Origin of the sequence: Bacillus sp. F2HM (assembly GCF_019266135.1) — a bacterium.
Lineage (GTDB): Bacteria > Bacillota > Bacilli > Bacillales > Bacillaceae > Bacillus > Bacillus safensis.
The window spans coordinates 1-20,944 of sequence record NZ_LRMO01000011.1; the positions used below are offsets into that span (position 1 = coordinate 1).

25 protein-coding genes and 12 tRNA genes are annotated in these 20,944 nt (G+C 42.0%); 26 read left to right on the plus strand and 11 right to left on the minus strand.

What is annotated here, in order from left to right:
- Positions 1–44 precede the first annotated feature (44 nt).
- The 12 genes from AWT60_RS06940 to AWT60_RS06995 all read left to right on the plus strand — a co-directional run bounded on the left by AWT60_RS06940 (position 45) and on the right by AWT60_RS06995 (position 1,104).
- Positions 45–118 (plus strand) — tRNA-Met (locus AWT60_RS06940).
- 4 nt (positions 119–122) lie between these two features.
- Positions 123–199: transfer RNA gene (locus AWT60_RS06945), tRNA-Ile, on the plus strand.
- Between the two features lie 7 nt (positions 200–206).
- Positions 207–299 (plus strand) — tRNA-Ser (locus AWT60_RS06950).
- Positions 300–321: 22 nt separating this feature from the next.
- Positions 322–398, plus strand: a tRNA-Met gene (locus AWT60_RS06955).
- Between the two features lie 4 nt (positions 399–402).
- Positions 403–479 (plus strand) — tRNA-Asp (locus AWT60_RS06960).
- Positions 480–497: 18 nt separating this feature from the next.
- Positions 498–570: transfer RNA gene (locus AWT60_RS06965), tRNA-Phe, on the plus strand.
- 25 nt (positions 571–595) lie between these two features.
- Positions 596–671: transfer RNA gene (locus AWT60_RS06970), tRNA-His, on the plus strand.
- A gap of 11 nt (positions 672–682) precedes the next feature.
- Positions 683–756: transfer RNA gene (locus AWT60_RS06975), tRNA-Gly, on the plus strand.
- A 17-nt stretch (positions 757–773) separates the two neighbouring features.
- Positions 774–850, plus strand: a tRNA-Ile gene (locus tag AWT60_RS06980).
- Positions 851–856: 6 nt separating this feature from the next.
- Positions 857–931, plus strand: a tRNA-Asn gene (locus tag AWT60_RS06985).
- Between the two features lie 3 nt (positions 932–934).
- Positions 935–1,025: transfer RNA gene (locus AWT60_RS06990), tRNA-Ser, on the plus strand.
- Between the two features lie 7 nt (positions 1,026–1,032).
- Positions 1,033–1,104, plus strand: a tRNA-Glu gene (locus tag AWT60_RS06995).
- Positions 1,105–1,182: 78 nt separating this feature from the next.
- On the opposite strand, the gene AWT60_RS07000 is transcribed toward AWT60_RS06995, so the two are convergent.
- From AWT60_RS07000 to AWT60_RS07010, 3 genes are all read right to left on the minus strand, one after another.
- Positions 1,183–1,659 carry a TspO/MBR family protein gene (locus AWT60_RS07000; RefSeq protein ID WP_024424942.1) on the minus strand — a complete coding sequence of 159 codons (477 nt, stop codon included), beginning with the start codon at positions 1,657–1,659 and terminating at the stop codon, positions 1,183–1,185.
- Between the two features lie 86 nt (positions 1,660–1,745).
- Positions 1,746–2,480 carry a TraR/DksA C4-type zinc finger protein gene (locus tag AWT60_RS07005; RefSeq protein WP_076839350.1) on the minus strand — a complete coding sequence of 245 codons (735 nt, stop codon included), beginning with the start codon at positions 2,478–2,480 and terminating at the stop codon, positions 1,746–1,748.
- A gap of 118 nt (positions 2,481–2,598) precedes the next feature.
- Positions 2,599–3,537 (minus strand): 1,4-dihydroxy-2-naphthoate polyprenyltransferase, encoded by a 939-nt coding sequence (locus tag AWT60_RS07010; protein WP_076839349.1) that lies wholly within the window; start codon positions 3,535–3,537, stop codon positions 2,599–2,601.
- 381 nt (positions 3,538–3,918) lie between these two features.
- Here AWT60_RS07010 and AWT60_RS07015 point away from each other — a divergent pair, with 381 nt between their 5' ends.
- The 6 genes from AWT60_RS07015 (at position 3,919) to menC (ending at position 11,359) form a co-directional block, all read left to right on the plus strand.
- A complete protein-coding gene (locus tag AWT60_RS07015) occupies positions 3,919–5,337 on the plus strand; it encodes an isochorismate synthase (RefSeq protein WP_076839347.1) in 1,419 nt (472 codons plus the stop codon).
- Complete coding sequence (menD, locus tag AWT60_RS07020; protein WP_218677078.1) at positions 5,330–7,075, plus strand: 2-succinyl-5-enolpyruvyl-6-hydroxy-3-cyclohexene-1-carboxylic-acid synthase; 1,746 nt, start codon at positions 5,330–5,332, stop codon at positions 7,073–7,075. The genes AWT60_RS07015 and menD overlap by 8 nt, the downstream gene beginning before the upstream one ends.
- On the plus strand, positions 7,057–7,884 hold the full coding sequence (gene menH / locus AWT60_RS07025) for a 2-succinyl-6-hydroxy-2,4-cyclohexadiene-1-carboxylate synthase (RefSeq protein WP_076839344.1): 828 nt from the start codon (positions 7,057–7,059) through the stop codon (positions 7,882–7,884). Before menD ends, menH begins: the two co-directional genes overlap by 19 nt.
- 14 nt (positions 7,885–7,898) lie before the next feature.
- Positions 7,899–8,717 carry a 1,4-dihydroxy-2-naphthoyl-CoA synthase gene (gene menB, locus AWT60_RS07030; RefSeq protein WP_041107389.1) on the plus strand — a complete coding sequence of 273 codons (819 nt, stop codon included), beginning with the start codon at positions 7,899–7,901 and terminating at the stop codon, positions 8,715–8,717.
- A gap of 70 nt (positions 8,718–8,787) precedes the next feature.
- Entirely contained in the window at positions 8,788–10,248 is a 1,461-nt protein-coding gene (locus AWT60_RS07035) for an o-succinylbenzoate--CoA ligase (RefSeq protein ID WP_076839342.1), read from the plus strand.
- Positions 10,235–11,359 (plus strand): o-succinylbenzoate synthase, encoded by a 1,125-nt coding sequence (gene menC / locus AWT60_RS07040; RefSeq protein WP_024425781.1) that lies wholly within the window; start codon positions 10,235–10,237, stop codon positions 11,357–11,359. Before AWT60_RS07035 ends, menC begins: the two co-directional genes overlap by 14 nt.
- A 106-nt stretch (positions 11,360–11,465) precedes the next feature.
- Here the strand turns inward: menC and AWT60_RS07045 are convergent, their stop codons facing one another.
- The 4 genes from AWT60_RS07045 to AWT60_RS07060 form a co-directional block, all read right to left on the minus strand.
- Complete coding sequence (locus tag AWT60_RS07045; protein WP_076839341.1) at positions 11,466–11,657, minus strand: hypothetical protein; 192 nt, start codon at positions 11,655–11,657, stop codon at positions 11,466–11,468.
- A gap of 25 nt (positions 11,658–11,682) precedes the next feature.
- Complete coding sequence (locus tag AWT60_RS07050) at positions 11,683–11,841, minus strand: DUF1540 domain-containing protein (protein WP_008360682.1); 159 nt, start codon at positions 11,839–11,841, stop codon at positions 11,683–11,685.
- A 68-nt stretch (positions 11,842–11,909) separates the two neighbouring features.
- A complete protein-coding gene (locus AWT60_RS07055; RefSeq protein WP_170871266.1) occupies positions 11,910–12,956 on the minus strand; it encodes a cytochrome d ubiquinol oxidase subunit II in 1,047 nt (348 codons plus the stop codon).
- 22 nt (positions 12,957–12,978) lie between these two features.
- Positions 12,979–14,310: a cytochrome ubiquinol oxidase subunit I gene (locus tag AWT60_RS07060; protein ID WP_024425783.1), complete on the minus strand. Its 1,332-nt coding sequence runs from the start codon at positions 14,308–14,310 to the stop codon at positions 12,979–12,981.
- Between the two features lie 176 nt (positions 14,311–14,486).
- On the opposite strand from AWT60_RS07060, the gene AWT60_RS07065 reads away from it, so the two are divergent.
- On the plus strand, positions 14,487–14,729 hold the full coding sequence (locus AWT60_RS07065; RefSeq protein ID WP_076839339.1) for a type B 50S ribosomal protein L31: 243 nt from the start codon (positions 14,487–14,489) through the stop codon (positions 14,727–14,729).
- Positions 14,730–14,806: 77 nt separating this feature from the next.
- On the opposite strand, the gene AWT60_RS07070 is transcribed toward AWT60_RS07065, so the two are convergent.
- Positions 14,807–15,796, minus strand: a complete 990-nt coding sequence (locus AWT60_RS07070; RefSeq protein WP_076839338.1) for a metal ABC transporter solute-binding protein, Zn/Mn family — start codon at positions 15,794–15,796, stop codon at positions 14,807–14,809.
- A 214-nt stretch (positions 15,797–16,010) separates the two neighbouring features.
- On the opposite strand from AWT60_RS07070, the gene AWT60_RS07075 reads away from it, so the two are divergent.
- Positions 16,011–16,577, plus strand: coding sequence for a beta-class carbonic anhydrase (locus AWT60_RS07075; protein WP_024424929.1), 567 nt, complete (start codon positions 16,011–16,013; stop codon positions 16,575–16,577).
- A gap of 1 nt (position 16,578) precedes the next feature.
- Here the strand turns inward: AWT60_RS07075 and yidD are convergent, their stop codons facing one another.
- Entirely contained in the window at positions 16,579–16,803 is a 225-nt protein-coding gene (yidD, locus tag AWT60_RS07080; RefSeq protein ID WP_041107381.1) for a membrane protein insertion efficiency factor YidD, read from the minus strand.
- 126 nt (positions 16,804–16,929) lie between these two features.
- Here yidD and AWT60_RS07085 point away from each other — a divergent pair, with 126 nt between their 5' ends.
- The gene (locus AWT60_RS07085) at positions 16,930–17,403 is read left to right on the plus strand and encodes an S-ribosylhomocysteine lyase (RefSeq protein ID WP_003217624.1); all 474 of its coding nucleotides are present in this window, start codon (positions 16,930–16,932) and stop codon (positions 17,401–17,403) included.
- Positions 17,404–17,521: 118 nt separating this feature from the next.
- On the plus strand, positions 17,522–17,959 hold the full coding sequence (locus AWT60_RS07090; RefSeq protein ID WP_024424927.1) for a FixH family protein: 438 nt from the start codon (positions 17,522–17,524) through the stop codon (positions 17,957–17,959).
- Between the two features lie 8 nt (positions 17,960–17,967).
- Here the strand turns inward: AWT60_RS07090 and ytzI are convergent, their stop codons facing one another.
- Positions 17,968–18,114, minus strand: a complete 147-nt coding sequence (gene ytzI / locus AWT60_RS07095; RefSeq protein ID WP_003217544.1) for a YtzI protein — start codon at positions 18,112–18,114, stop codon at positions 17,968–17,970.
- Positions 18,115–18,245: 131 nt separating this feature from the next.
- Here ytzI and AWT60_RS07100 point away from each other — a divergent pair, with 131 nt between their 5' ends.
- The 4 genes from AWT60_RS07100 to AWT60_RS07115 all read left to right on the plus strand — a co-directional run bounded on the left by AWT60_RS07100 (position 18,246) and on the right by AWT60_RS07115 (position 20,110).
- Positions 18,246–18,683, plus strand: a complete 438-nt coding sequence (locus AWT60_RS07100) for a Dps family protein (RefSeq protein ID WP_024424926.1) — start codon at positions 18,246–18,248, stop codon at positions 18,681–18,683.
- A gap of 127 nt (positions 18,684–18,810) precedes the next feature.
- On the plus strand, positions 18,811–19,002 hold the full coding sequence (locus tag AWT60_RS07105; protein WP_024424925.1) for a hypothetical protein: 192 nt from the start codon (positions 18,811–18,813) through the stop codon (positions 19,000–19,002).
- A 351-nt stretch (positions 19,003–19,353) separates the two neighbouring features.
- The gene (locus tag AWT60_RS07110) at positions 19,354–19,758 is read left to right on the plus strand and encodes a phage holin family protein (protein ID WP_076839335.1); all 405 of its coding nucleotides are present in this window, start codon (positions 19,354–19,356) and stop codon (positions 19,756–19,758) included.
- A gap of 43 nt (positions 19,759–19,801) precedes the next feature.
- On the plus strand, positions 19,802–20,110 hold the full coding sequence (locus AWT60_RS07115; RefSeq protein ID WP_024425787.1) for a hypothetical protein: 309 nt from the start codon (positions 19,802–19,804) through the stop codon (positions 20,108–20,110).
- Positions 20,111–20,138: 28 nt separating this feature from the next.
- Here AWT60_RS07115 and AWT60_RS07120 read toward each other — a convergent pair whose 3' ends face one another.
- The gene (locus AWT60_RS07120; protein WP_095357094.1) at positions 20,139–20,924 is read right to left on the minus strand and encodes an AIM24 family protein; all 786 of its coding nucleotides are present in this window, start codon (positions 20,922–20,924) and stop codon (positions 20,139–20,141) included.
- Positions 20,925–20,944: the final 20 nt, after the last annotated feature.

Below are 20,944 nucleotides of genomic sequence, written 5' to 3' on the forward strand. Positions count from 1 at the left end.
TCGATCCCGCTAGGCTCCACTTTTTAAAAGATTATTTTGATCATGGCGGTGTAGCTCAGCTGGCTAGAGCGTACGGTTCATACCCGTGAGGTCGGGGGTTCGATCCCCTCCGCCGCTATAAAGGACCTTTAGCTCAGTTGGTTAGAGCAGACGGCTCATAACCGTCCGGTCGTAGGTTCGAGTCCTACAAGGTCCACCATCTATACGGAGGAATACCCAAGTCCGGCTGAAGGGATCGGTCTTGAAAACCGACAGGGGTGTCAAAGCCCGCGGGGGTTCGAATCCCTCTTCCTCCGCCATATTTTTTAAAACCCATATCATCGCGGGGTGGAGCAGTTCGGTAGCTCGTCGGGCTCATAACCCGAAGGTCGCAGGTTCAAATCCTGCCCCCGCAACCAAAATGGTCCGGTAGTTCAGTTGGTTAGAATGCCTGCCTGTCACGCAGGAGGTCGCGGGTTCGAGTCCCGTCCGGACCGCCATTTTTCAAAAGAATACTTGGCTCGGTAGCTCAGTTGGTAGAGCAACGGACTGAAAATCCGTGTGTCGGCGGTTCGATTCCGTCCCGAGCCACTTTTATAAAAATATTCATAGTATGGCGGTTGTGGCGAAGTGGTTAACGCACCAGATTGTGGCTCTGGCACTCGTGGGTTCGATTCCCATCAATCGCCCCATACATATTTTTGCGGGTGTAGTTTAGTGGTAAAACCTCAGCCTTCCAAGCTGATGTCGTGGGTTCGATTCCCATCACCCGCTCCATTTGTATATCTGTTCATGGGCCTGTAGCTCAGCTGGTTAGAGCGCACGCCTGATAAGCGTGAGGTCGGTGGTTCGAGTCCACTCAGGCCCACCATGATCTTCCGCAGTAGCTCAGTGGTAGAGCTATCGGCTGTTAACCGATCGGTCGTAGGTTCGAATCCTACCTGCGGAGCCAAATGGAGAAGTACTCAAGTGGCTGAAGAGGCGCCCCTGCTAAGGGTGTAGGTCGCGTAAGCGGCGCGAGGGTTCAAATCCCTCCTTCTCCGCCATTGATCTGGCCCGTTGGTCAAGCGGTTAAGACACCGCCCTTTCACGGCGGTAACACGGGTTCGAATCCCGTACGGGTCATTTTTAAAAGAGATCTTGTCAAAGATCTCTTTTTTATTTTCTCCAAAACGAAAGACCGCATCATGGCGGTCTTTTTTTTTACATATTCATGGAATAGATCGTATAAGACAAGTATGTGGCAAAGAAGCCCCATAAGACATAAGGAATCAGTAAAATTGGAACGACTTTGCTTAGTTTACGTGAGACGATGACAAGTGCAAGTGCTGTCAGTGCGACGAGAAGGCAGTCGATTGTAGCTACAAACAAATCCTTTTGTGTAAATTGAAAAAAGCTAAAGGCTTGATTGAAAACATAATTTAAAAGGAAAAGAATCCAAAATGGTAAAGTGATTTTTTGGAATCCATATTTTCCATAAATGATCGCTGCGGACAATGAGATGAGTGCAAATAAGACAGCCCACACAGCACCAATCACACCGCCACCAGGCGTCCATTCTGGTTTATTCAATGCGTCATACCATTCTCTGTCGATGGGGAACAAGAATCCGGCAATAGAGAATAGTGCGTATGTAATAAAGAAGACAACAATCGCCCAAATGATACTTTTTCTAGCCATCAAGAATCTCCTCCAATCAAATTCACTCTTAAAATGATTTCCCAATAATTACATGATATAAACATAAAGCCCCCAATATGAGGGGACTAATGATTTTCTTCTGTATAAGGTTCTTCCTCGTACGGTTTCAAGTCACCAAATACCGTCATGACACCTTCTTCGTCTAATGCATCTTCATAGGCCTCGTGTGCTTTGTTCGGATACACCTTGCTGGCTTTTCCTTCTATATCAGCAGCTGCGAATCCTTCGTAGTCCTCCACATAATCTTCATCTTCTGATTGTGTATACACATCATCGTATGTCAGAGGAGGGAATTCCATATCAGACGGGGTTTCAGAATTTCCGTAGCGTTCTACGTCTTGGTAGGCATCCTCTCCATCGTACGCAGCACTTTCTTCATTTTCAAATTGTCCCGCTGGCGGACTTAATAAATCCTCTTCAATCGGACGGTTTTGTGAAACGGTCTGTTCTTTTGAATGCTCTGTGCATGTGACGGCAGTAGGCAAGGCTTCTAAGCGTTCCTTTGGAATAGGGGCTTTACAGACTTTGCACAGACCATAAGAGCCGTCTGCAATGGCTTGAAGTGCTTCATTGATGTCTAACATATGTTCATGTTCCAAACTGTTTAAAGCAATATCTTTCCCACGCTCGAATAGCTCTGTCCCTTGATCACCCGGGTGGTTATCATAGGCAGACAATTCACCGATCGAATCGTAAGGAAAGGATACTTTCTGTTCATCGTCATGGCTTTTGGCTTCAAGTTCTTTCTTTTCATCGAGAAGGCGCTGCTTCAAATGATGTAATTCGTCTTTAGACAACAAAGCGATCATCCTTTCATATCAAACATATTGTTAGTATGAGCAATTTTGTATGTAAGACTAGTTCCAATTTGAAGCAATTCCTTATTAAAAAAACGCCTGCGGCTGCAGGCGTTTTTTGTTACGCGATATAGTATTGTAAGATCAAAGCGATCGTCAGCAGAAAACCAAAAAATGTATTGGTTTGAGCTGTAGACTTCATGGCATTCATTAATTCAATCGGTTTTTCTTTTTGCTTAAACTCTTTAATGGCTGTATAGGCTTTTGGCACACTGAGTAAAACAAGAAGACTCCAAAGACCGACGATATCTGTGAAGATATAAACAAAAATGAGTACATATGATACCAAAAACATAGAAAGTAAAATGTTCACTGCAGCTTTACGTCCAGCAAGAATGGCAAGTGTTCTTCGTCCATTTTCCTTATCTCCGTCTAAATCACGGATATTGTTCGACAGTAAAATGGCACCAACTAAAATAGAAATTGGTAGTGAGACGAGAACAGCTTTAGACGTCAGTGTGCCTGTTTGGATATAGAAACTAATCAGGATGATTCCTAATCCCATAAAAGCACCTGAAACAAGTTCTCCAAATGGTGTATATGCAATTGGTACAGGCCCGCCAGTATAGAAATAGCCTGCTGCCATACAAATAAGTCCTATTAGTGCAATCCACCAGCTAGACATCATGCAAATATATACCCCAAGTAATAAAGAAAGCGCAAATAGTGCATAAGCGAGGCTGAGAACTGTCTTTGGCTTCACACCGTTTCTTACAATGGCTCCGCCGATGCCGACAGATTTCTCGTTGTCGAGCCCGCGAACATAATCAAAGTACTCATTAAACATGTTTGTTGCGATTTGGATAAACATAGATGCAAATAGCATGGCTAAAAATAGCCCAACATGTATTTGACCACTTGGAAGTGCTAAAACAGTTCCTAAAGTAACGGGAATAAATGCCGCTGTTAGTGTATGCGGTCGTAGTAAATTCCACCAAATTCGCCAGTTTTTATCAGGCTTAATTGGTGAAAGCTGATCTGATATCGAATGATGCTGCATAAAATATACTCCTTTAAATAAAAAAATACGTACACGTCCAAATTCCAGTTTAGCAAAGTTCAAAAAGGTGTCAATATATTGATGCGATGAAACGGGAAAAAGATGTTTGCTAATCGTTGCCATATCGAAGGAAACTTGATTTTCGAACGAGGTCCGGCCATTTTACCTTAGATGCTCTCGTTTCAATAAGCAGGAGCGAAAAAATCTTGAAAGCGTGATATAATAAGGATTCGAGGTTTTAAAAGCTGTTTTCTTTACTAAGTTCATCTGTTAAGGTTTATAATAGAAAAGCAGGTCATTCGACATATTCGAATGTTCATGTATTTTTTCATTATGGTTTTATTTTTTTATGTTATTTCATGGGTTTTGGAGGAATGTATCATGGTGACAACAGTGCAAAGTACTTTCCGGCAGGAAGCGCTTGCGACATTAGAAGAAGCGAATAACGTCAACCATGCTGTTTTGATAAGCTACTCCAGAAGAGTTGACGATCTGGATCCTCTTGCCTTTTTCCAAAGCGGCGAAGCGGATTTTTTAGGCGAGCGGTTTTTTTGGTCTGATCCAGAAAGCCAAATGATATTTTCTGGACTTGGCAGAGCGGCCGTCATTAAATCATCTGAGCAAGGCAAGGAACGATTCGATATAATCCATCAAGAATGGGAACAGCTCAAGCAGCACATGTTCCATTTTCATGATGAGAAGGAGTTAAAGCAAGCGGCTGTTGGTCCGCTTTTATTTGGAGGATTTTCGTTTGATCCGTATGAAGAGAAGGCGCGTCATTGGGAAGCATTTGGCGAGGCTCATTTTTTCGTGCCATCGATCATGCTGACTGTCTCAAAAGAAGGCAGTTTTCTTACGATCAATGAGTGGAAGCAGGTGGACGGGAATGTTCATCAGCTTATTCAGGAATTAGAACAAAAAGCCTCTCGTTTCGAGACATTGCCAGTACGGACTGGTGGACAAGCTGAACTTGTTCATATGGAAGAGCTGGATGTGAAGGAATGGATGAAGGCGATCCAAGAAGCGACAGACCACATTCGTGCAAATGAATATGAAAAGGTTGTTTTAGCAAGAGAAGTCTTGCTTCACTATAAAAATCAAATTGAACTCGCTCCACTATTAGCAGAATTATTAAAGCATCAAACAACGAGTTATGTATTTGCGGTTGAACAAGGAAGACAAGCATTTGTCGGAGCCACGCCGGAGCGCTTAGTGAAAAAAAGCGGCGGAGAGGTCTTTTCATCCTGTTTAGCAGGTTCCATTGTTCGCGGAAAAGATGAAGCGGAGGATCACGCATTAGGCGAGGAACTGCTGCATGATGAGAAGAATTTGATTGAGCATCAAATTGTCGTCAATATGATTGAGCAAGCATTTGAAGCGAATTGCCTTCACGTGCATAAACCAAATCAACCAAGTCTTTATAAAACAAAAAACATTCAGCATTTGTTTACACCGATTGTGGGAGAAATCAAAAGCAGCTGTTCCCTCTTTTCATTAATTGAGCAGCTTCATCCGACGCCGGCACTAGGCGGATATCCTAAGGAAAAGGCGGTTGAAGTGATTCGTGAAATCGAACCGCTCAAGCGCGGCTGGTATGCAGCGCCGGTAGGCTGGATTGATTCTCAGGATAATGGAGAATTTGCTGTAGCCATTCGGTCTGGTCTTATTGAGGAAGATCATGTTCGTTTATTCGCTGGCTGCGGAATTGTAGAGGATTCCCTTGCAAAGCAGGAGTATGAGGAAACACAAGTGAAGTTAAGACCAATGCTGTCTGCTCTTGGAGGTCATCCTATTGAATAATCACATCATGACAACATATATAGGCAGATTGATGGATGAATTTGTCCAAGGTGGTGTGAAAGAGGCAGTAGTCTGTCCTGGTTCTCGTTCAACTCCGCTTGCAATGCTGGCCCTTGCTCATCAGGACATCCATGTCCATGTTTTAGTGGACGAACGGTCTGCTGCTTTTTATGCGCTTGGTCTTGCAAAAGCAAGTCAATCGCCAGTGCTGCTTATTTGTACATCAGGTACGGCAGCTGCTAACTTTTACCCAGCCATTGTAGAGGCGCATTATTCTCGTGTACCTCTTATTGTTTTAACTGCTGATCGGCCGCACGAATTGAGAGAAGTTGGGGCACCTCAAGCGATTGATCAGCAATTCTTATTCGGTAAGTTTGTTAAATGGTTCACAGACTTAGCGTTGCCAGAGGAAAGTCAAACGATGCTGCGTTATGTTCAGACGGCAGCTGCGAGAGCAAATCACATGTCGATGCAGGAGCCAAAGGGGCCTGTTCAGGTCAATGTACCTCTGAGAGAACCATTGCTTCCTGATCTGTCTATTGATCCTTTCGCGCGAGAAGAATCAGACACGAAAAAGGTATTAGCATCAGGTCAGGCTTTCCCAAATGATCGAGTGATGTCTGAAATCGTGACTGCCTTGAACCAATCTAAAAAGGGAATGATTGTGGCTGGTGAACTTCATACACAGGAAGAAAAAGAGGCAGTTTTACGCCTTTCGAAAGCCCTGCATTTTCCTATTTTAGCTGACCCGCTTTCTCTTTTGCGCAACGGGCATGAGAATAAAGAGCTAATTATCGATGCTTATGATTCTTTATTGAAAGATGAAGCATTGCAACAGCATCTATTACCGGATATGATTATTCGTTTTGGCCCGATGCCTGTGTCTAAGCCCTTATTCAAGTGGCTGGAAAAACATGCGGAAGTGAAGCAGATTGTTGTAGATGCAGCCGGAGGTTTTCGTGATCCTGGGTTAAGTGCTTCATACGTCATTGAAAGTACTGTCTCTGCTTTTGTAGAAGCAGCATTAAATCAAGCAGAAAAACGTGAGGAGACAAGTTTCTTAAAACGCTGGCAGAATGCTAATTCTTCATTTAGAACGCATGCAGCCCGCTTTTCAGATGAGGATTTGTCCTTCGAGGGGAATGTGTACCGTCAGCTTCAGCACCTCTTGCCAAAGGAGAGTGTCCTTTTTATCGGAAATAGTATGCCAATTCGTGATGTAGATACATTTTTTGAAACTCAGTCCAAGCCTTTTCGAATGATGGCGAATCGCGGAGCAAATGGCATTGACGGCGTTGTATCCACAGCACTTGGCACGTATGCAGCTTTAAAGCAGCCAGTTACTTTAGTCATTGGAGATTTATCATTTTACCATGATATGAACGGTCTGCTTGCAGCTAAACTGATGGACATTCCGCTGACAGTTGTTTTGATAAACAATGATGGGGGAGGTATCTTTTCTTTCCTTCCGCAGGCGTCTGATGAACCGTATTATGAAAAGCTCTTCGGTACGCCGACAGGACTGAATTTTGAGTATGCATCGAAGTTATATGGGGGAACCTATTCGAAACCGGCATCGAAACAAGAGTTACATGATGTGTATATGGCACACATCGATGAACCTGGGCTTCATTTAATTGAAATTGAAACAGATCGTCATTCCCGTGTAGACAAGCATCGTCAAATGATGGATGACATATTGGAAGAAGTGAAAAAAGAATGCCTTCTCTCATCATAAGAATGCGTGATGGGGTAGCGTACGAAGTGGTGGACCAGAACCCTTCGGCAGCAAATGCCACACTATGCTTACACGGCTTCACTGGAAGTGCAGCGTCTTGGACGTTCTTGAATGCTTATTTGGAGAATACAAGACTGATTCAGGTCAGCTTGCTCGGACATGGGCGTACGGACTCGCCAGAAAGTGTGAGAAGATATACAATGTCTCAGCAGCTGGCAGATCTTGCAGAGATTTTAAACCAATTAAAGCTTCACAAAGTGAATATTCTCGGATATTCTATGGGAGGACGTATTGCTTTATCATTTGCCGCTCGTTATCCAGATCGTGTCAATAAATTGATCCTTGAGAGTACGTCTCCAGGGCTACGCACTTTTAAAGAGCGGATGGCAAGACTGAAGCATGATCATCAGCTCGCTCAAAAAATCAGACATGAGGGCTTAGTGAAGTTTGTGGATTTTTGGGAAAGCATTCCTTTGTTTGCTTCGCAGAAAACTTTATCAGCTGAAAGGCAGACTGAGCTGAGAGAGGGAAGACTGAAGGCCAATCCTCTTGGGCTGGCTCGCAGCTTAGAAGGAATTGGAACAGGTTCACAGCCGTCTGTTTGGAAGGCATTAAAGCATATTCATTTGCCTGTATTATTCATTTGCGGAACGCTTGATGAAAAGTTCTGCCTTATCGGGAAACGTATGCAGCAGGAGCTGAAAGGAAGTCAATTCATTTTGGCGGAGCATGCTGGGCATACAGTTCATGTGGAACAACCACATTTTTTTGGTAAAATAGTAAGTGAGTTTATTTTAGCGCAAGATTAGAGGAGGAAATATTGATGGCTATTGAATGGCAAACTGAGCGTCAGTATGACGAAATTTTATATGAAACGTACAATGGGATCGCAAAGATTACGATTAATCGTCCACACGTACATAACGCGTTTACCCCAAAGACTGTTAGTGAATTAATTGATGCATTTTCACGAGCTCGTGATCATTCAGAAGTTGGTGTGATCGTACTTGCAGGTGCTGGCGGAAAAGCATTCTGTTCTGGTGGAGATCAAAAAGTTCGCGGCCATGGCGGTTATGTAGGAGACGATCAAATTCCACGTCTAAATGTATTAGACTTACAGCGTTTGATTCGTGTCATTCCAAAACCAGTTATCGCAATGGTGGCAGGGTATGCGATTGGCGGAGGACACGTTCTTCACGTTGTGTGTGACCTGACGATTGCAGCAGATAATGCGATTTTTGGACAAACAGGTCCAAAAGTAGGCAGCTTTGATGCTGGTTATGGTTCAGGCTACCTTGCACGTATTGTTGGTCATAAGAAAGCAAGAGAAATTTGGTACTTATGCCGTCAATACAATGCACAAGAAGCGCTTGATATGGGACTTGTTAACACAGTTGTACCATTAGATCAGCTTGAAGAGGAAACCGTGAAGTGGTGTGAGGAGATGCTAGAAAAGAGCCCGACTGCTTTACGATTCTTGAAGGCTGCATTTAACGCAGATACAGATGGATTAGCTGGAATTCAGCAATTTGCAGGAGATGCGACTCTTCTTTATTACACAACAGATGAAGCAAAAGAAGGACGCGATTCCTTTAAGGAAAAACGCAAGCCGGACTTCGGCCAGTTCCCGCGTTTCCCTTGATTCAATGATATTAATGAAAACAGCTTAGTGCATCAGACTAAGCTGTTTTCTTTTACGAAAAGGAGGTGTCATGATGAAGCAACCTAATTGGCTGCTGCACCGTGCCTATTTAACGCCAGATCGAGTCGCACTTATTTATCAAGAGAAAGAGTGGACATTTCACGAATTAGCTCATGAAGTGGACGAGCTTTCAAATAGACTTGCACAGGCATCATTGAAAAAAGGGGAAACGGTTGCCCTTTTGATGAACAATCATCCTCACATGGTGATGCTTGTACATGCCTGTTTTTTATTAGGGTTAAAAATTGTGCTATTGAATAATAAGCTGACAAAAGCTGAAAGACGCTATCAGCTAGAAGATGCAAAAGCAGCGGCTTTATTAACGGAATCTATTTATGCAAGCGACCATGAGGGTGATTTACCCGTTTATACAATGGAAACTTTACCTGAACCAGGGCAAGGCCATGACAAGAAGATCGAGAGCGAATTTGATTTGAATGAAACAGCGACCATCATGTATACATCTGGGACTACAGGACGTCCAAAAGGGGTAGAGCAAACGTTTGGCAATCATTTTCATAGTGCAGTTTCCTCTGCACTGAATCTGGGTCTCAGAGAGGTTGACCGCTGGCTCATTTCCCTGCCTCTTTTTCATATTAGCGGCTTATCCGCTTTATTTAAGTCTGTGATATATGGGATGACAGTCGTGCTTCATCAGAAGTTTGATGTTGATGAAGTAAAGGATTCTATTGAACGGCATCGTGTGACGATGATTTCTGTTGTTCAGACGATGTTATCTCGTTTATTAAGCAGACTGGAAGAATGTCCGTCTTCTTTGCGCTGTCTTTTATTAGGCGGAGGGCCTGCGCCTTATGCGATGCTCCAAGAAAGCAAAGAGAAGGGCTTTCCTGTCTTTCAATCGTACGGGATGACGGAAACCTGTTCACAAATTGTGACCCTTGCGCCCGAATTTAGCGTAGAGAAACTTGGTTCAGCGGGAAAACCTCTTTTTGGGTGTGAGCTGAAAATTCAAGATGGTGATCGCATTTGCCGTCCTTTTGAGCATGGCGAAATTATGGTGAAAGGTGCAAATGTGATGAAAGGATACCTTTACCGTGAAGAAGCGACCTCGGATGCCTTTGATGAGGGCTGGCTGAAAACGGGCGATATTGGCTATGTGGATGAGGAAGGGTTCTTATTTGTGCTTGACCGCCGTTCAGATTTAATTATTTCTGGCGGAGAAAATATTTATCCTGCGGAAATTGAAGCGGTTCTGCTAACACATCCGCATGTAAAGGAAGCCGGAGTAACGGGTATGTATGATGATAGATGGGGAGAGGTACCTGCTGCTTTCCTTGTAACAGATGATAAGATACCGGAGAATGAGCTCTATGCTTTATGTGGGTCGCATTTAGCCAAATATAAATGGCCCGCAGCTTTTCACTTTGTGGACGAGCTGCCAAGAAATGCGTCGAATAAATTGCAAAGGCACAGACTCAGATCAAAGGGGTTTTCAAATGATTCAAATTGAACGAGTAATTTTATATCATGTCACGATGAAGCTTAAACAGCCATTTACAACAAGTCTTGGAACCATTTCAGAGCGTGAGTTTATTATTGTTGAAGTCAAAGATCAGACAGGATTGACTGGATGGGGAGAAGTTTCTGCTTTTTCTTCTCCGTGGTATACAGAAGAAACAATTGAGACTTGCTATCATATGCTGAGGGCTTTCTTTATCCCGAACGTGCTGACGCGCACCTTTACACATCCTTCAGAAATCCCTGACAGTCTGTATCATTTTAAAGGCAATAGGATGGCGAAAGCAGGCATTGAAGCGGCTGTTTGGGATATTTATGCGAAGCGTGAGAATAAGTCTTTACGCGATGTATTAGGCGGTACAAAAGATAAAATACCATCTGGCGTTGTGGCGGGGTTAGGCCCTATTGACGATATGCTTGAGCAAATTCAGCAATTTGTTGACCAAGGCTATCAGCGGGTGAAGGTGAAAATTAAACCAGGACAAGATATTGGACTTCTTCAAAAGATCAGAGAGTCTTTTCCTGATCTGCCATTAATGGCAGATGCAAACTCTGCTTATGAATTAAAAGATATTAGCAAGCTTAAGCAGCTCGACGATATTCGTTTATTAATGATTGAACAGCCTTTAGCTGCAGATGATATTGTGGACCATCGCCATTTGCAAAAGCATTTAAAAACGCCGATTTGTTTAGATGAAAGTATCTGTTCTTTAGATGATGCTAGAAAAGCTGTAGAGCTTGGCAGCTGTCAAATTATTAATGTGAAGCCTTCACGAGTTGGCGGATTGACAGAGGCTCTTAAAATTCATACGTTCAGTAAGGAGCATCAAATTCCATTATGGTGCGGAGGGATGATTGAAACAGGTATTTCCCGAGCGCAGAACGTAGCACTTGCTTCGCTTCCTCAATTTACGATTCCCGGTGATATTTCAGCTTCGTCAAAATTTTGGGAGCAGGATATCATTTTTCCTGAAATTAAGGTTGAAAATGGGTTTATTGAGGTGCCCCGCTCCCCAGGAATGGGCGTGGAAGTTGATTACCAAGCGCTCCGTTCGTTTTCAGATAAAATCGACGTGTTTACAAAACATGATTTTGTGAGATAAAAACGAAGGAATCACCTTTTGCATCCCCAATATAATCTAGGTATAGTGAGAGAAAGTTTTTCCTTCCTGTCTGAACAAAAAAGAAAGAGCGGTGATCCGCTCTTTCTTACTCTTCAACCAGCTCGCTGTCAAAAGCAAGCTGTCCGATATACTGATGAATTTCACTTGGCATGTTTGATGCATGTCCATATTCATAATCCCAAAGATTTAAAAAGGAGTGAGCGGCTTGGTGGAATGCGGCTTCATCCGCGTCATGAATTTCGTCAAAAAACGTTTGAAGCAGCCGATCGTGTTTCAAATTGAAGCGCCTCCTTTAATGAGACTTAAAGGTCTTGTGGTTTAAACGTTTTACAATCCGTTTCTTCACTTTTCTCAGCCGTATTTCCTGTGTGGCTGACGACATATATTGCATCTGCACCACAGCGGTTTCCAGCATTCCAATAGGAACAGTTATTGACTTCACAAAGGATTTTTTGACTCATACAGATGACCTCCTTTTGAGTATGTCTTTCATCTATAATGTAACCGAAATGAAGCTCGTCCATTCATGTTAATCTTCCTGGCGAATATAGCGCTTATCCTTCATAAATAATTTCCAGAAGAAATAAAATCCGGGAAACAAGATGATAAACCCTACAATATAGGTGATAAATAATGCCCTAAATGTGACAGGGTCTGTAAATCCAGACATGATTGTAATATCTGGATAAGCCATGTAAGGCAAATGGGCACGCCCATACACATAGCTTGCTAAGAAATATTGAATGGTAATTGCAATGACGGCAAGGCGTGGTCTCCCTTTCCGATGCTTAAACCGGCTGTTTGGTAAAAATAGAGCCAGTCCTGCGAGCAGAAACATTAAGAGAGATACAAGAAGAATAGGAATGTTCTGCATCATTTTTGTGAACAGCCAATTGGCCTCGCTTCGTAATGTCAGCATGATAAAAAAGGCCATCATGAGTGAAAGTGGACCCGTAATGAGCGCCCCTCTTCTATAAATGCTGTAAGCTTCATCTTCATCAGCAACATTAGAGAAATCAGCTAAAAGCAAGGACGAAAGAAAAAGGGTGCTGAAAATGGCAAAGCCGACAAAAGAATAGACATTTGCACTTGTAAAGACCAGTCCAAGATCTAATGAGTAGACGTTGTTCTCCTGAAAGATAAAGCCACCATGGGTGATTGGGAGAACCATGATCAGGATGGACGGAATGATAAAGCCGCTGATCCCTGAAATATACGTCACCGCTTTTCGGTATTTCTTAGGCAGTGAATGAGAAAACACGAGAAACCCGCTTCGCAGTGCAAGAAGCAATAATATAATGCTGCCGGGTATTAATAAAACGGTACCAAGTACAAAGGTCGCACCTGGAAACAGGCTGAACAATGCGACAACGATGGCGACAATAAAGACGTTTGTCACTTCCCATGTTGGAGAAAGGTACTTATTTGCGATATTAGCGGCCTTTGTTTGTTCTCTATTCATATAAATCATCGACCAAAATCCTGCGCCGAAATCCATTGATGCCATCACTGCATAGATAAAAACGAATCCCCATAAGATGGTGATTGCAATGAGCGCATCAGTTGTAACATCCATTTGCATCAAGATCGCTCCCTTTTTAAGATTCTGTTAACCGTAGGTCTTCTTCAATCGAATGTTTTCTAAAGTAGTACGTCAGCACAATAACGGTTGCTATGCCTAAGATGAGATAGACAATGGCAAAAAGGATAAAAAGTGTCCCGATCGAGCCTGATGATGTGACAACCTCTGACGTTTTGAGCATTCGATAAATGACCCATGGCTGGCGGCCTGTACAAGCAAAGATCCAGCCAAATTCAATAGCCAAAAGACTAAGAGGCCCGCCGAATAAGTAAAGAAAAAGAAGCCACTTCGGAAATTTGTCCCGTTTTAAAATTTTACGGTAAAGCAGCGCTAATACCGCAAATAGAATGAGTACCGATCCAATAATGACCATGCCGTTAAATAATGTGTGTATAAATAAAGGCGGCCACTCGTCACGAGGAAAATCATTTAAGCCTTTGACCACTGTATCGAAGCTATTTCCTGCCAGAAAACTGAGCGCCCAAGGAATTTCGATCGCACCTTTAATTTCCTGCGAATCAGCATCCGTAAAACCACCTATTGCAAGAGGCGCATGTGATTGCGTTTCAAATAAACCTTCAGCTCCAGCCAGCTTTTCAGGCTGATATTCATACAGAAGCTGAGCGGATTCGTGGCCATTTAAGGCTGTTAGAAAAGAGAAAAGTCCTCCTACAATGAGTCCAAGAAAAAGGGCTTTTCGATGAAATGTATAGAGCTTCTCATTTTTTCTCGTTTTGAGCATTTTAAAAGCTGCAACTGAAGCAATCACAAAAGCACCTGTTGTAAAAGCAGACAGCACAACATGTGTAGCAGTTACAGCAAAGCTTGGATTGAAAAAGGCCTTCCAAGGCTCGATATTTGTGATTTCTCCATTTACCATCTGAAAGCCAGCAGGAGTTCCTTCAAAAGCATGTACGTTTGTAATTAGAATCGCTGATGCAGCTGCACCAATGACGATAAAAATAACCGTAATGATGCGCATTGCATTTGATAGGCGGTCCGCTGCGTACACATAAATAGACATAAATAATGCTTCTATAAAGAACGCATAGATTTCAATCTGGAATGGCAGTGACATGACCTTTCCGATGACCTCCATAAAACCTGGCCATAAAAGGGCAAGCTGCGTACCAGCAATGGTGCCTGTTGGAATGGCGACCCCTAACAGAACAGCCTGTGCTTTTGTCCACCGCTTGGCCATGATGGCATAATGCGGGTCCTTCGTTTTTTGAAAGATGAGTTCAGCTAACAAAATCATTAGCGGGATGCCAACGCCAAGCGAGGCATAAATAATATGAAAGCCCATGGTTGTGCCGAACAGGCTTCTAGCTAAAACGAGATCAGTCAATTTTTTCTCCGCCTTTCTTATCGCTTCTCTTTTTCATGATGCTTATTATTCTCCACCATTTTTAGATTATTCTTCCTGACTAAGAAAGCTTGTTTTTTGACAAGTTGTAAAAGAGGGAGTAGAATATAAATATAAAACGTAACCATTACGTTTTATTAACGAAAGGAGTTTTGACATTGAAAAAAGATATTCATCCAACCTCACATGAAGTTGTATTTATGGACGTAAACAGCGGTTACCGCTTCTTGAGTAGATCAACAAAGACATCAAACGAGACAGTAGAGTGGGAAGATGGGAAAACGTATCCTGTCATTAAAGTAGAAACAAGCTCTGATACGCATCCTTTTTATACAGGACGTCAAAAATTCGGAGAAAAAGGCGGAAGAGCTGAGCAGTTTAAGAAAAAATATCAAATGTAATCAAAAAAGCACGCCCGATAACGGTGTGCTTTTTTTACAGCAAAAAACCCCGGTTGATCACCCGGGGTTCAAAAGCATTAATCATTTAATGCAGTTTTTAAGGTCTTTAAGTTTTGTTTCATTAAGCTGACGTAGTTTTCGCCATTTTTGGCATCATCTTCAGTAATGGATTCTAGATTTTTAAGGGTCAAGCTTTTTGCCCCAATTTCACTGCGGATTGTATCTGATACTTTGCTGCTGACATTGTTTTCAAAAATAACGTATTGAATGTGATGCTTTTCCGCTTTTTGTACAATGTTTTCGAGCTGTTTTTGTGATGGCTCCTCAGAAGCGGATAACCCTAAAACACTGATTTGCTCAATGCCATAGCGCTTTTCCCAATAACCATAAGCTGCGTGAGAAACAAGAATTTCTTTATGTTTCGCTTTAGATAACGTTGTTTTAAATTCTTGATCTAACGATTGCAAATCTTTTTTTAGATGTTCATAGTTTTTTGTGTATTCGTCTTTATGATCTGGATCTAAAGAGACGAGTGTGTCTTTAATGTTTTTCGCCATTTGCTGTGCATAAACTGGGTCTAACCATGCATGAGGGTCTTTATCTCCGTGATCGTGCCCGTCATGATCATGGTCGTGGTCTTGACCTTCATGGTCATGATCTTCGCCTTCTTCATGTGCATGTTCTTCTTTTGTCGATAACAATTTGATGCCTTCGGCTGCTTTGACTGTTTTCACACCTTGGTCTTTTAAAGTGGCAGCAGTTTTGTCTGCGAATGCTTCAGCCCCTGTGCCGCTGTAGATAAAGGCATCACCTTCAGCCATTTCAACCATTGTTTTTGAACTTGGTTCAAAGCTGTGTGCATCTGCATTTGCAGGATACACGCTTTGAGCATGAACGTGAGAGCCGCCAATTTTTTCAGTGAAATCTTGAATTGGGAAGATCGTGGTGTAAATGATTAGTTTCCCGTCTGCCTTTCCTTTTGAAGCATTAGTGCCCGCACTGCTTGAGCAAGCGGCAAGACCGATCGCGAATAAAGCAGCTGTTAAAATAAAAAAGATTTTTTTCATGTAGAAAATGTCTCCTCTCAATCTAATAGATAGAAATGATTACGATTTAATGTCCTGAGTTATTGTATCGTAATAATTACGATTTGAAAAGAGGAAAATAAAAAATTTTCATCAGCAGATGTTTTCTTTAAAAAAATAAGCTGCAAAACGTGACGAAATTTCTTACATTGTGCTATATTTATTTTTAAAAAAAGATAAAGGAATGGACAAACGTATGAAACTTTTAGATGAAATCATCGAATATAATCAACAATTTATTGAAGAGAAGAAATACGAAGAGTTTACAACAACAAAGTTTCCACAGAAAAAAGCTGTCATTCTATCGTGTATGGATACAAGACTTGTTGAACTGCTTCCGCGTGCCATGAACATGAAAAATGGTGATATTAAGATTGTCAAAAGTGCTGGGGCGCTTGTTTCTCATCCATTTGGAAGTATTATGCGAAGCATTTTAGTTGCTGTTTACGAATTAAATGCTGACGAAGTATATGTCATTGGGCATCATGATTGCGGGATGAGTAAAATAGACAGCCAGACACTTTTAAATAAAGCCGTTGAGCGCGGTATTCCAGAAAAACGTATTGAAGTACTGGAATACTCAGGAATTGATTTTAAACAGTGGCTCAAAAGCTTTAGTTCAGTTGAAGAGAGCGTGAAGGACAGTGTGTCTGTAGTAAAAAATCACCCGCTTCTTCCATCAGATGTACCTGTACATGGGCTTGTCATTGACCCTGGAACAGGGAAGCTTGACTTAGTTGTCAACGGATATGAAGAAAAGTAAGTTATTTTTCCTTTTTAGGCGGAACAGGATCGATGCCTCCAGGATGAAGCGGATGACATTTCAAAATCCGTTTTATGGTGAGCCAGCCGCCCTTGATCGCGCCATGCGTTTTGATTGCCTCTAGTCCATAGTTTGAGCATGTTGGATAAAACCGGCAGCTTGGCGGTGTCAGAGGGGATATACATTTTTGATAAAAGCGTATCATGCCGATAAAAATTTGTTTCATAGAGGTTCCTCCTTGTCTGTCTTCCACAGTATAAGAAAAAAGGACAAGGAAGGAAAGTTTTATAAACTAAACTGGTCGGAGAAATATGTTATAATATAGGAAATTGCAATTATAGGAGTGGTGATTATGCCTTCAGTCGAAAGCTTTGAACTTGATCATAATGCTGTAAAAGCGCCATATGTTCGTCATTGCGGCGTTCATAAAGTGGGATCAGATGGGGAAGTAAATAAATTCGATATTCGTTTTTGTCAGCCCAACAAGCAGGCGATGAAACCTGATACGATTCATACATTAGAGCATTTGCTTGCGTTTAATATTAGAACACACTCAGAGAAATATGATCATTTTGATATCATCGATATTTCTCCAATGGGCTGCCAGACAGGCTACTATTTAGTTGTCAGTGGTGCACCAACTCCAAAAGAGATCGTTGAACTTCTTGATGCAACATTCAAGGATGCGGTTGAAGTAACAGAAATACCTGCTGCAAACGAAGAGCAATGCGGCCAAGCGAAGCTTCATGATCTTGAAGGGGCAAAACGTTTAATGCGTTTCTGGCTTTCTCAGGATCAAGAAGAGCTTTTAAAAGTATTTGGTTAATAGAATGATGAACCGGACATTTAGATGTCCGGTTTTTTATTTGAATTCAAACAGAGATGTCAAAATAGGGGATATTTGTTAAAATGGACATGTCAGTAAAAGAAGGGGGAAACGCAGGATGCGAAAAATGTTGGGAATGATTCTGATGCTCACGTTATTGAGTGCATGTGGAAACTCTGCAGCAAATAGCGGCAAAGGGGAAGTGCCTGAGCTATTAGAAGTAAAGCTCACAGGACCTGAGCAAGTGGAGAAAAATGAAAGCGTTATAGTAAAAGCAGCTGTCACATACGGTGATACGCCTGTTGATGATGCAGATGATGTTCAATTTGAAGTGTGGAAAGATGGCGACAAGGATAACAGCAAGATGATTCAGCCAAAGAAAGAAAACAAAGGTGTATACGAATTGCACACAGCCTTCAAAAAAGATGGCCTTTATATCATACAAGTCCATGTGACAGCTAAACAGCAGCATAATATGCCGAAAACGAACATCCACGTAGGTGAGGTGAAAAAAGAGAGTTCAACTACTGCAGAAGAAGAAACCTCACATCATTAAAAGCGGATTTATTTTGGATTAGGACGTTGATTTGGTTCTGCATCCTGTGGTGAATCGACTTTATGCTTATATTCATAAGCCTTCGATGTCGTCCACAATGATAAAAAGACAACGATTGAGATAATGATAAAGCTGATAATCCCAAGTAACAGCATCTAACTCCCTCCTTATTTCCATATTAACATATATTTCATGCAGTCAAAATAGAAGAAATTGACGGCAGGTTTCAGTATAATAAGAAAAGGGTATTCTCATACTAAACGCAATTACATAAGGAGGAATAAATATGTCTGAACAATTATTAAACGTCGTCAATAAACAAGTAGCTGATTGGACTGTGCTTTACGTGAAATTACATAACTATCATTGGTATGTAAAGGGGAAAGATTTCTTTACACTCCATGAGAAATTTGAAGAACTATATACAGAAACAGCTACATATATTGATGATTTGGCTGAGCGTATGCTTGCTTTAAATGGACAGCCTGTTGCGACAATGAAAGAGTGCTTAGAAATTTCCAGCATTCAAGAAGCAGAGGGCAAAGAATCAGCGGAGCAAATGGTGAAAAATCTATATGATGATTTCTCCAATATCGCTGAGGAATTAAAACAAGGAATGGAGCTAGCTGCAGAGGTTGGCGATGAAACTACAGGTGATATGCTGCTTGCGATTCATCAATCCATTGAAAAACACAACTGGATGCTTAAAGCATATTTAGGATAATACACGTATGTGAAAAGAATGTCGGTCATAAATAGGCCGACATTCTTTTTTTACTGGAATCGGGACAGACAGCCCATTGAAATCATAGGGCTTTCAGCCGAAGAGAAAAGAGAAGGGAGGGAAGAAGATGTCTTCTATTGCAGGAATGATGAGTCAGCAAGTAGCGAGCATTCAAAAGACACTCAATATTAGTTTGTTGAATTCACAGCTTGCTACGAATACAGCACAAGCTATGGTGATGCTGGATCAAGTGCAGCAGCAGCCTCAAGCTGTTCAACCAAAGGATTCAGATGCTTCATTTATTGATGTCAGAGTCTAAAAAGAGAAGCCGCCTCATGGGCGGCTTCAGCGTGTAGACAAACCCTCGCATTCGGTGTCAGGTCTGCGCTCCGGTGCTCACGAATGTTTCAATTCGCTCCGCTCCGGTACTCGCCCTTCCTAGGGCTGCAAAGGTTTTCTATCACTCTGAAAAGAAGACAAAGGGCTAAAATCAAGATCATTTTAGCCCTTTGTCAACAGTCTAAAGCCGCCTCATGGGCGGCTTTTTTGGTCTCATTCGTCTCCCTGAATACATAACAGCGCCTTTATTTTTTGTCGTCCAAGCTATTGCGAGAATTCGGCATATACTATTGAGGTAAGGAGTTCCACTTTGAAAGGATGTTGATGCCAAGTGAGCAAGGATTTAGGCATCTTTTCGTTGGTTACAGTGAGTTTGTCGGCGATGGGCTTTCTGTTTGGTGGAGCAGGATATTTACTGATGATTTTAGTGACGTTGATGGCTATTGAATTAATTTGTTCAAGCCTAAGAGAATCTTTGACTGGGCAGCTCACAATGAAACGGTTTTTGACACGGATTGTTCGAAAGGTCGTGACAGTCTCCTTAATATCTATGGCACATTTCTTCGATGTCATGCTGAAGACAAATGGGACGATTAAGGATTTAGCGATCATCTTTTATATTATTTATGAATCTTACCAAATCGTCTCGACAGCCAGAGCCCTTGGAGTTCCCATTCCACAGTTGTTTATTGATGTATTGGACATGTTGAAAAATAAATTGCGCAAAAAGCCGTAATTTCCTCATATCTGGTCATACTAAAGGAAAAAGGATGATTCAGATGGCGCGACACACGTACTATGTATCCGTACAAGATGGATCGATATCGCAGCATAGAGATGCAGCGGCTTGGCAATTTCAAATAGAAGCAGATGATGATCAAATTTTGCAGCTGAGAGACTATTTCGATGAACAGTATATGACAGATTGGAAAGGCTTCTTTCGGGCGCATGTTCCGTTTCTTGAATATCATTATGATAGTCCAAATGATGAAATGGATAGAAAAAGAAAAGAGATTTACACAATGATTTATGAGCTCGGCAATGAAGAAACAAGGAGCTTTATTGAGACAAATGGTTTGATGAATTGAAAAAGCATGTAGAGAATCTCTACATGCTTTATTTTCGCGGTTGTAAAATGCCTCCGATCAAATCACTGATCCCGCCGCCTCTATTTTCTTGCTGTAAATTGGTGAATTCATGAGAGGAGCTCTGGCTCTGAGGTTTGTAGCGATTATCATCTAAGCCCACCCGTAAGCCAGATGTGCGCTCAGATGGCTGGATAATGACGATTTGATCTTGTTCCTGGAACTCAAATAAGTAGGATTCGCCAGATGTTTGTCCAATGAAAGTTTTCCAGTTCACATCTAGTTTGACCTTCGGTGATTTGCCTGTCCAAGCAACAATTGCGTCAGGGTCTACACGGCAGGGGGCTTTTAAAATGAGCGGATTTCCATTCGTTTTAATGGCGACCTGCGCTCCGTGCCCTTGATAAGAGAGTTTTGATGTAAACAGTCCTTTCTGTGATAAAATACCAACGCCTACTGGTGTGACGCCGTAATGGCATTCCTCAGTAAAGGCAAGTAAATCTTCACTTTCTACACTTACATGCTGCCAAGGACCGCTTGGCTCAAGATTAATCACTGTTACATGCTCGCTTGCATCCGCCAAGTAGCAAGTACCTTGTCCACTCACTTCCATCATTTCAAGGTTTTCACCTGTGAATTTCCTGCTGATATGGTTAAATACTTGGCTGACCATATTTCCTTTATTCGTTCCAAGTAATCGCTTGCGGTATTGGAAACTTCCTTGATCAGCAATCATGGCGCCTTTTTTGGCAAAAAAGATTCCGCTGCCTTCTGCTTGTAAGGTAAGTTCTTCTATCGTGTTGAAATGAAATCCCATAGGTGCCGGCTCCTTTCCTG

Bases quoted from the DNA above. Each gene is read 5' to 3' on its own strand.
- AWT60_RS07000 (WP_024424942.1), bottom strand. From the start codon at position 1,659: ATGGCTAGAAAAAGTATCATTTGGGCGATTGTTGTCTTCTTTATTACA.
- AWT60_RS07010 (WP_076839349.1), bottom strand. From the start codon at position 3,537: ATGCAGCATCATTCGATATCAGATCAGCTTTCACCAATTAAGCCTGAT.
- AWT60_RS07015 (WP_076839347.1), top strand. From the start codon at position 3,919: ATGGTGACAACAGTGCAAAGTACTTTCCGGCAGGAAGCGCTTGCGACA.
- menH (WP_076839344.1), top strand. From the start codon at position 7,057: ATGCCTTCTCTCATCATAAGAATGCGTGATGGGGTAGCGTACGAAGTG.
- menB (WP_041107389.1), top strand. From the start codon at position 7,899: ATGGCTATTGAATGGCAAACTGAGCGTCAGTATGACGAAATTTTATAT.
- AWT60_RS07035 (WP_076839342.1), top strand. From the start codon at position 8,788: ATGATGAAGCAACCTAATTGGCTGCTGCACCGTGCCTATTTAACGCCA.
- menC (WP_024425781.1), top strand. From the start codon at position 10,235: ATGATTCAAATTGAACGAGTAATTTTATATCATGTCACGATGAAGCTT.
- AWT60_RS07050 (WP_008360682.1), bottom strand. From the start codon at position 11,841: ATGAGTCAAAAAATCCTTTGTGAAGTCAATAACTGTTCCTATTGGAAT.
- AWT60_RS07055 (WP_170871266.1), bottom strand. From the start codon at position 12,956: ATGGATGTTACAACTGATGCGCTCATTGCAATCACCATCTTATGGGGA.
- AWT60_RS07070 (WP_076839338.1), bottom strand. From the start codon at position 15,796: ATGAAAAAAATCTTTTTTATTTTAACAGCTGCTTTATTCGCGATCGGT.
- AWT60_RS07075 (WP_024424929.1), top strand. From the start codon at position 16,011: ATGAAACTTTTAGATGAAATCATCGAATATAATCAACAATTTATTGAA.
- yidD (WP_041107381.1), bottom strand. From the start codon at position 16,803: ATGAAACAAATTTTTATCGGCATGATACGCTTTTATCAAAAATGTATA.
- AWT60_RS07085 (WP_003217624.1), top strand. From the start codon at position 16,930: ATGCCTTCAGTCGAAAGCTTTGAACTTGATCATAATGCTGTAAAAGCG.
- AWT60_RS07090 (WP_024424927.1), top strand. From the start codon at position 17,522: ATGCGAAAAATGTTGGGAATGATTCTGATGCTCACGTTATTGAGTGCA.
- ytzI (WP_003217544.1), bottom strand. From the start codon at position 18,114: ATGCTGTTACTTGGGATTATCAGCTTTATCATTATCTCAATCGTTGTC.
- AWT60_RS07100 (WP_024424926.1), top strand. From the start codon at position 18,246: ATGTCTGAACAATTATTAAACGTCGTCAATAAACAAGTAGCTGATTGG.
- AWT60_RS07105 (WP_024424925.1), top strand. From the start codon at position 18,811: ATGTCTTCTATTGCAGGAATGATGAGTCAGCAAGTAGCGAGCATTCAA.
- AWT60_RS07115 (WP_024425787.1), top strand. From the start codon at position 19,802: ATGGCGCGACACACGTACTATGTATCCGTACAAGATGGATCGATATCG.
- AWT60_RS07120 (WP_095357094.1), bottom strand. From the start codon at position 20,924: ATGGGATTTCATTTCAACACGATAGAAGAACTTACCTTACAAGCAGAA.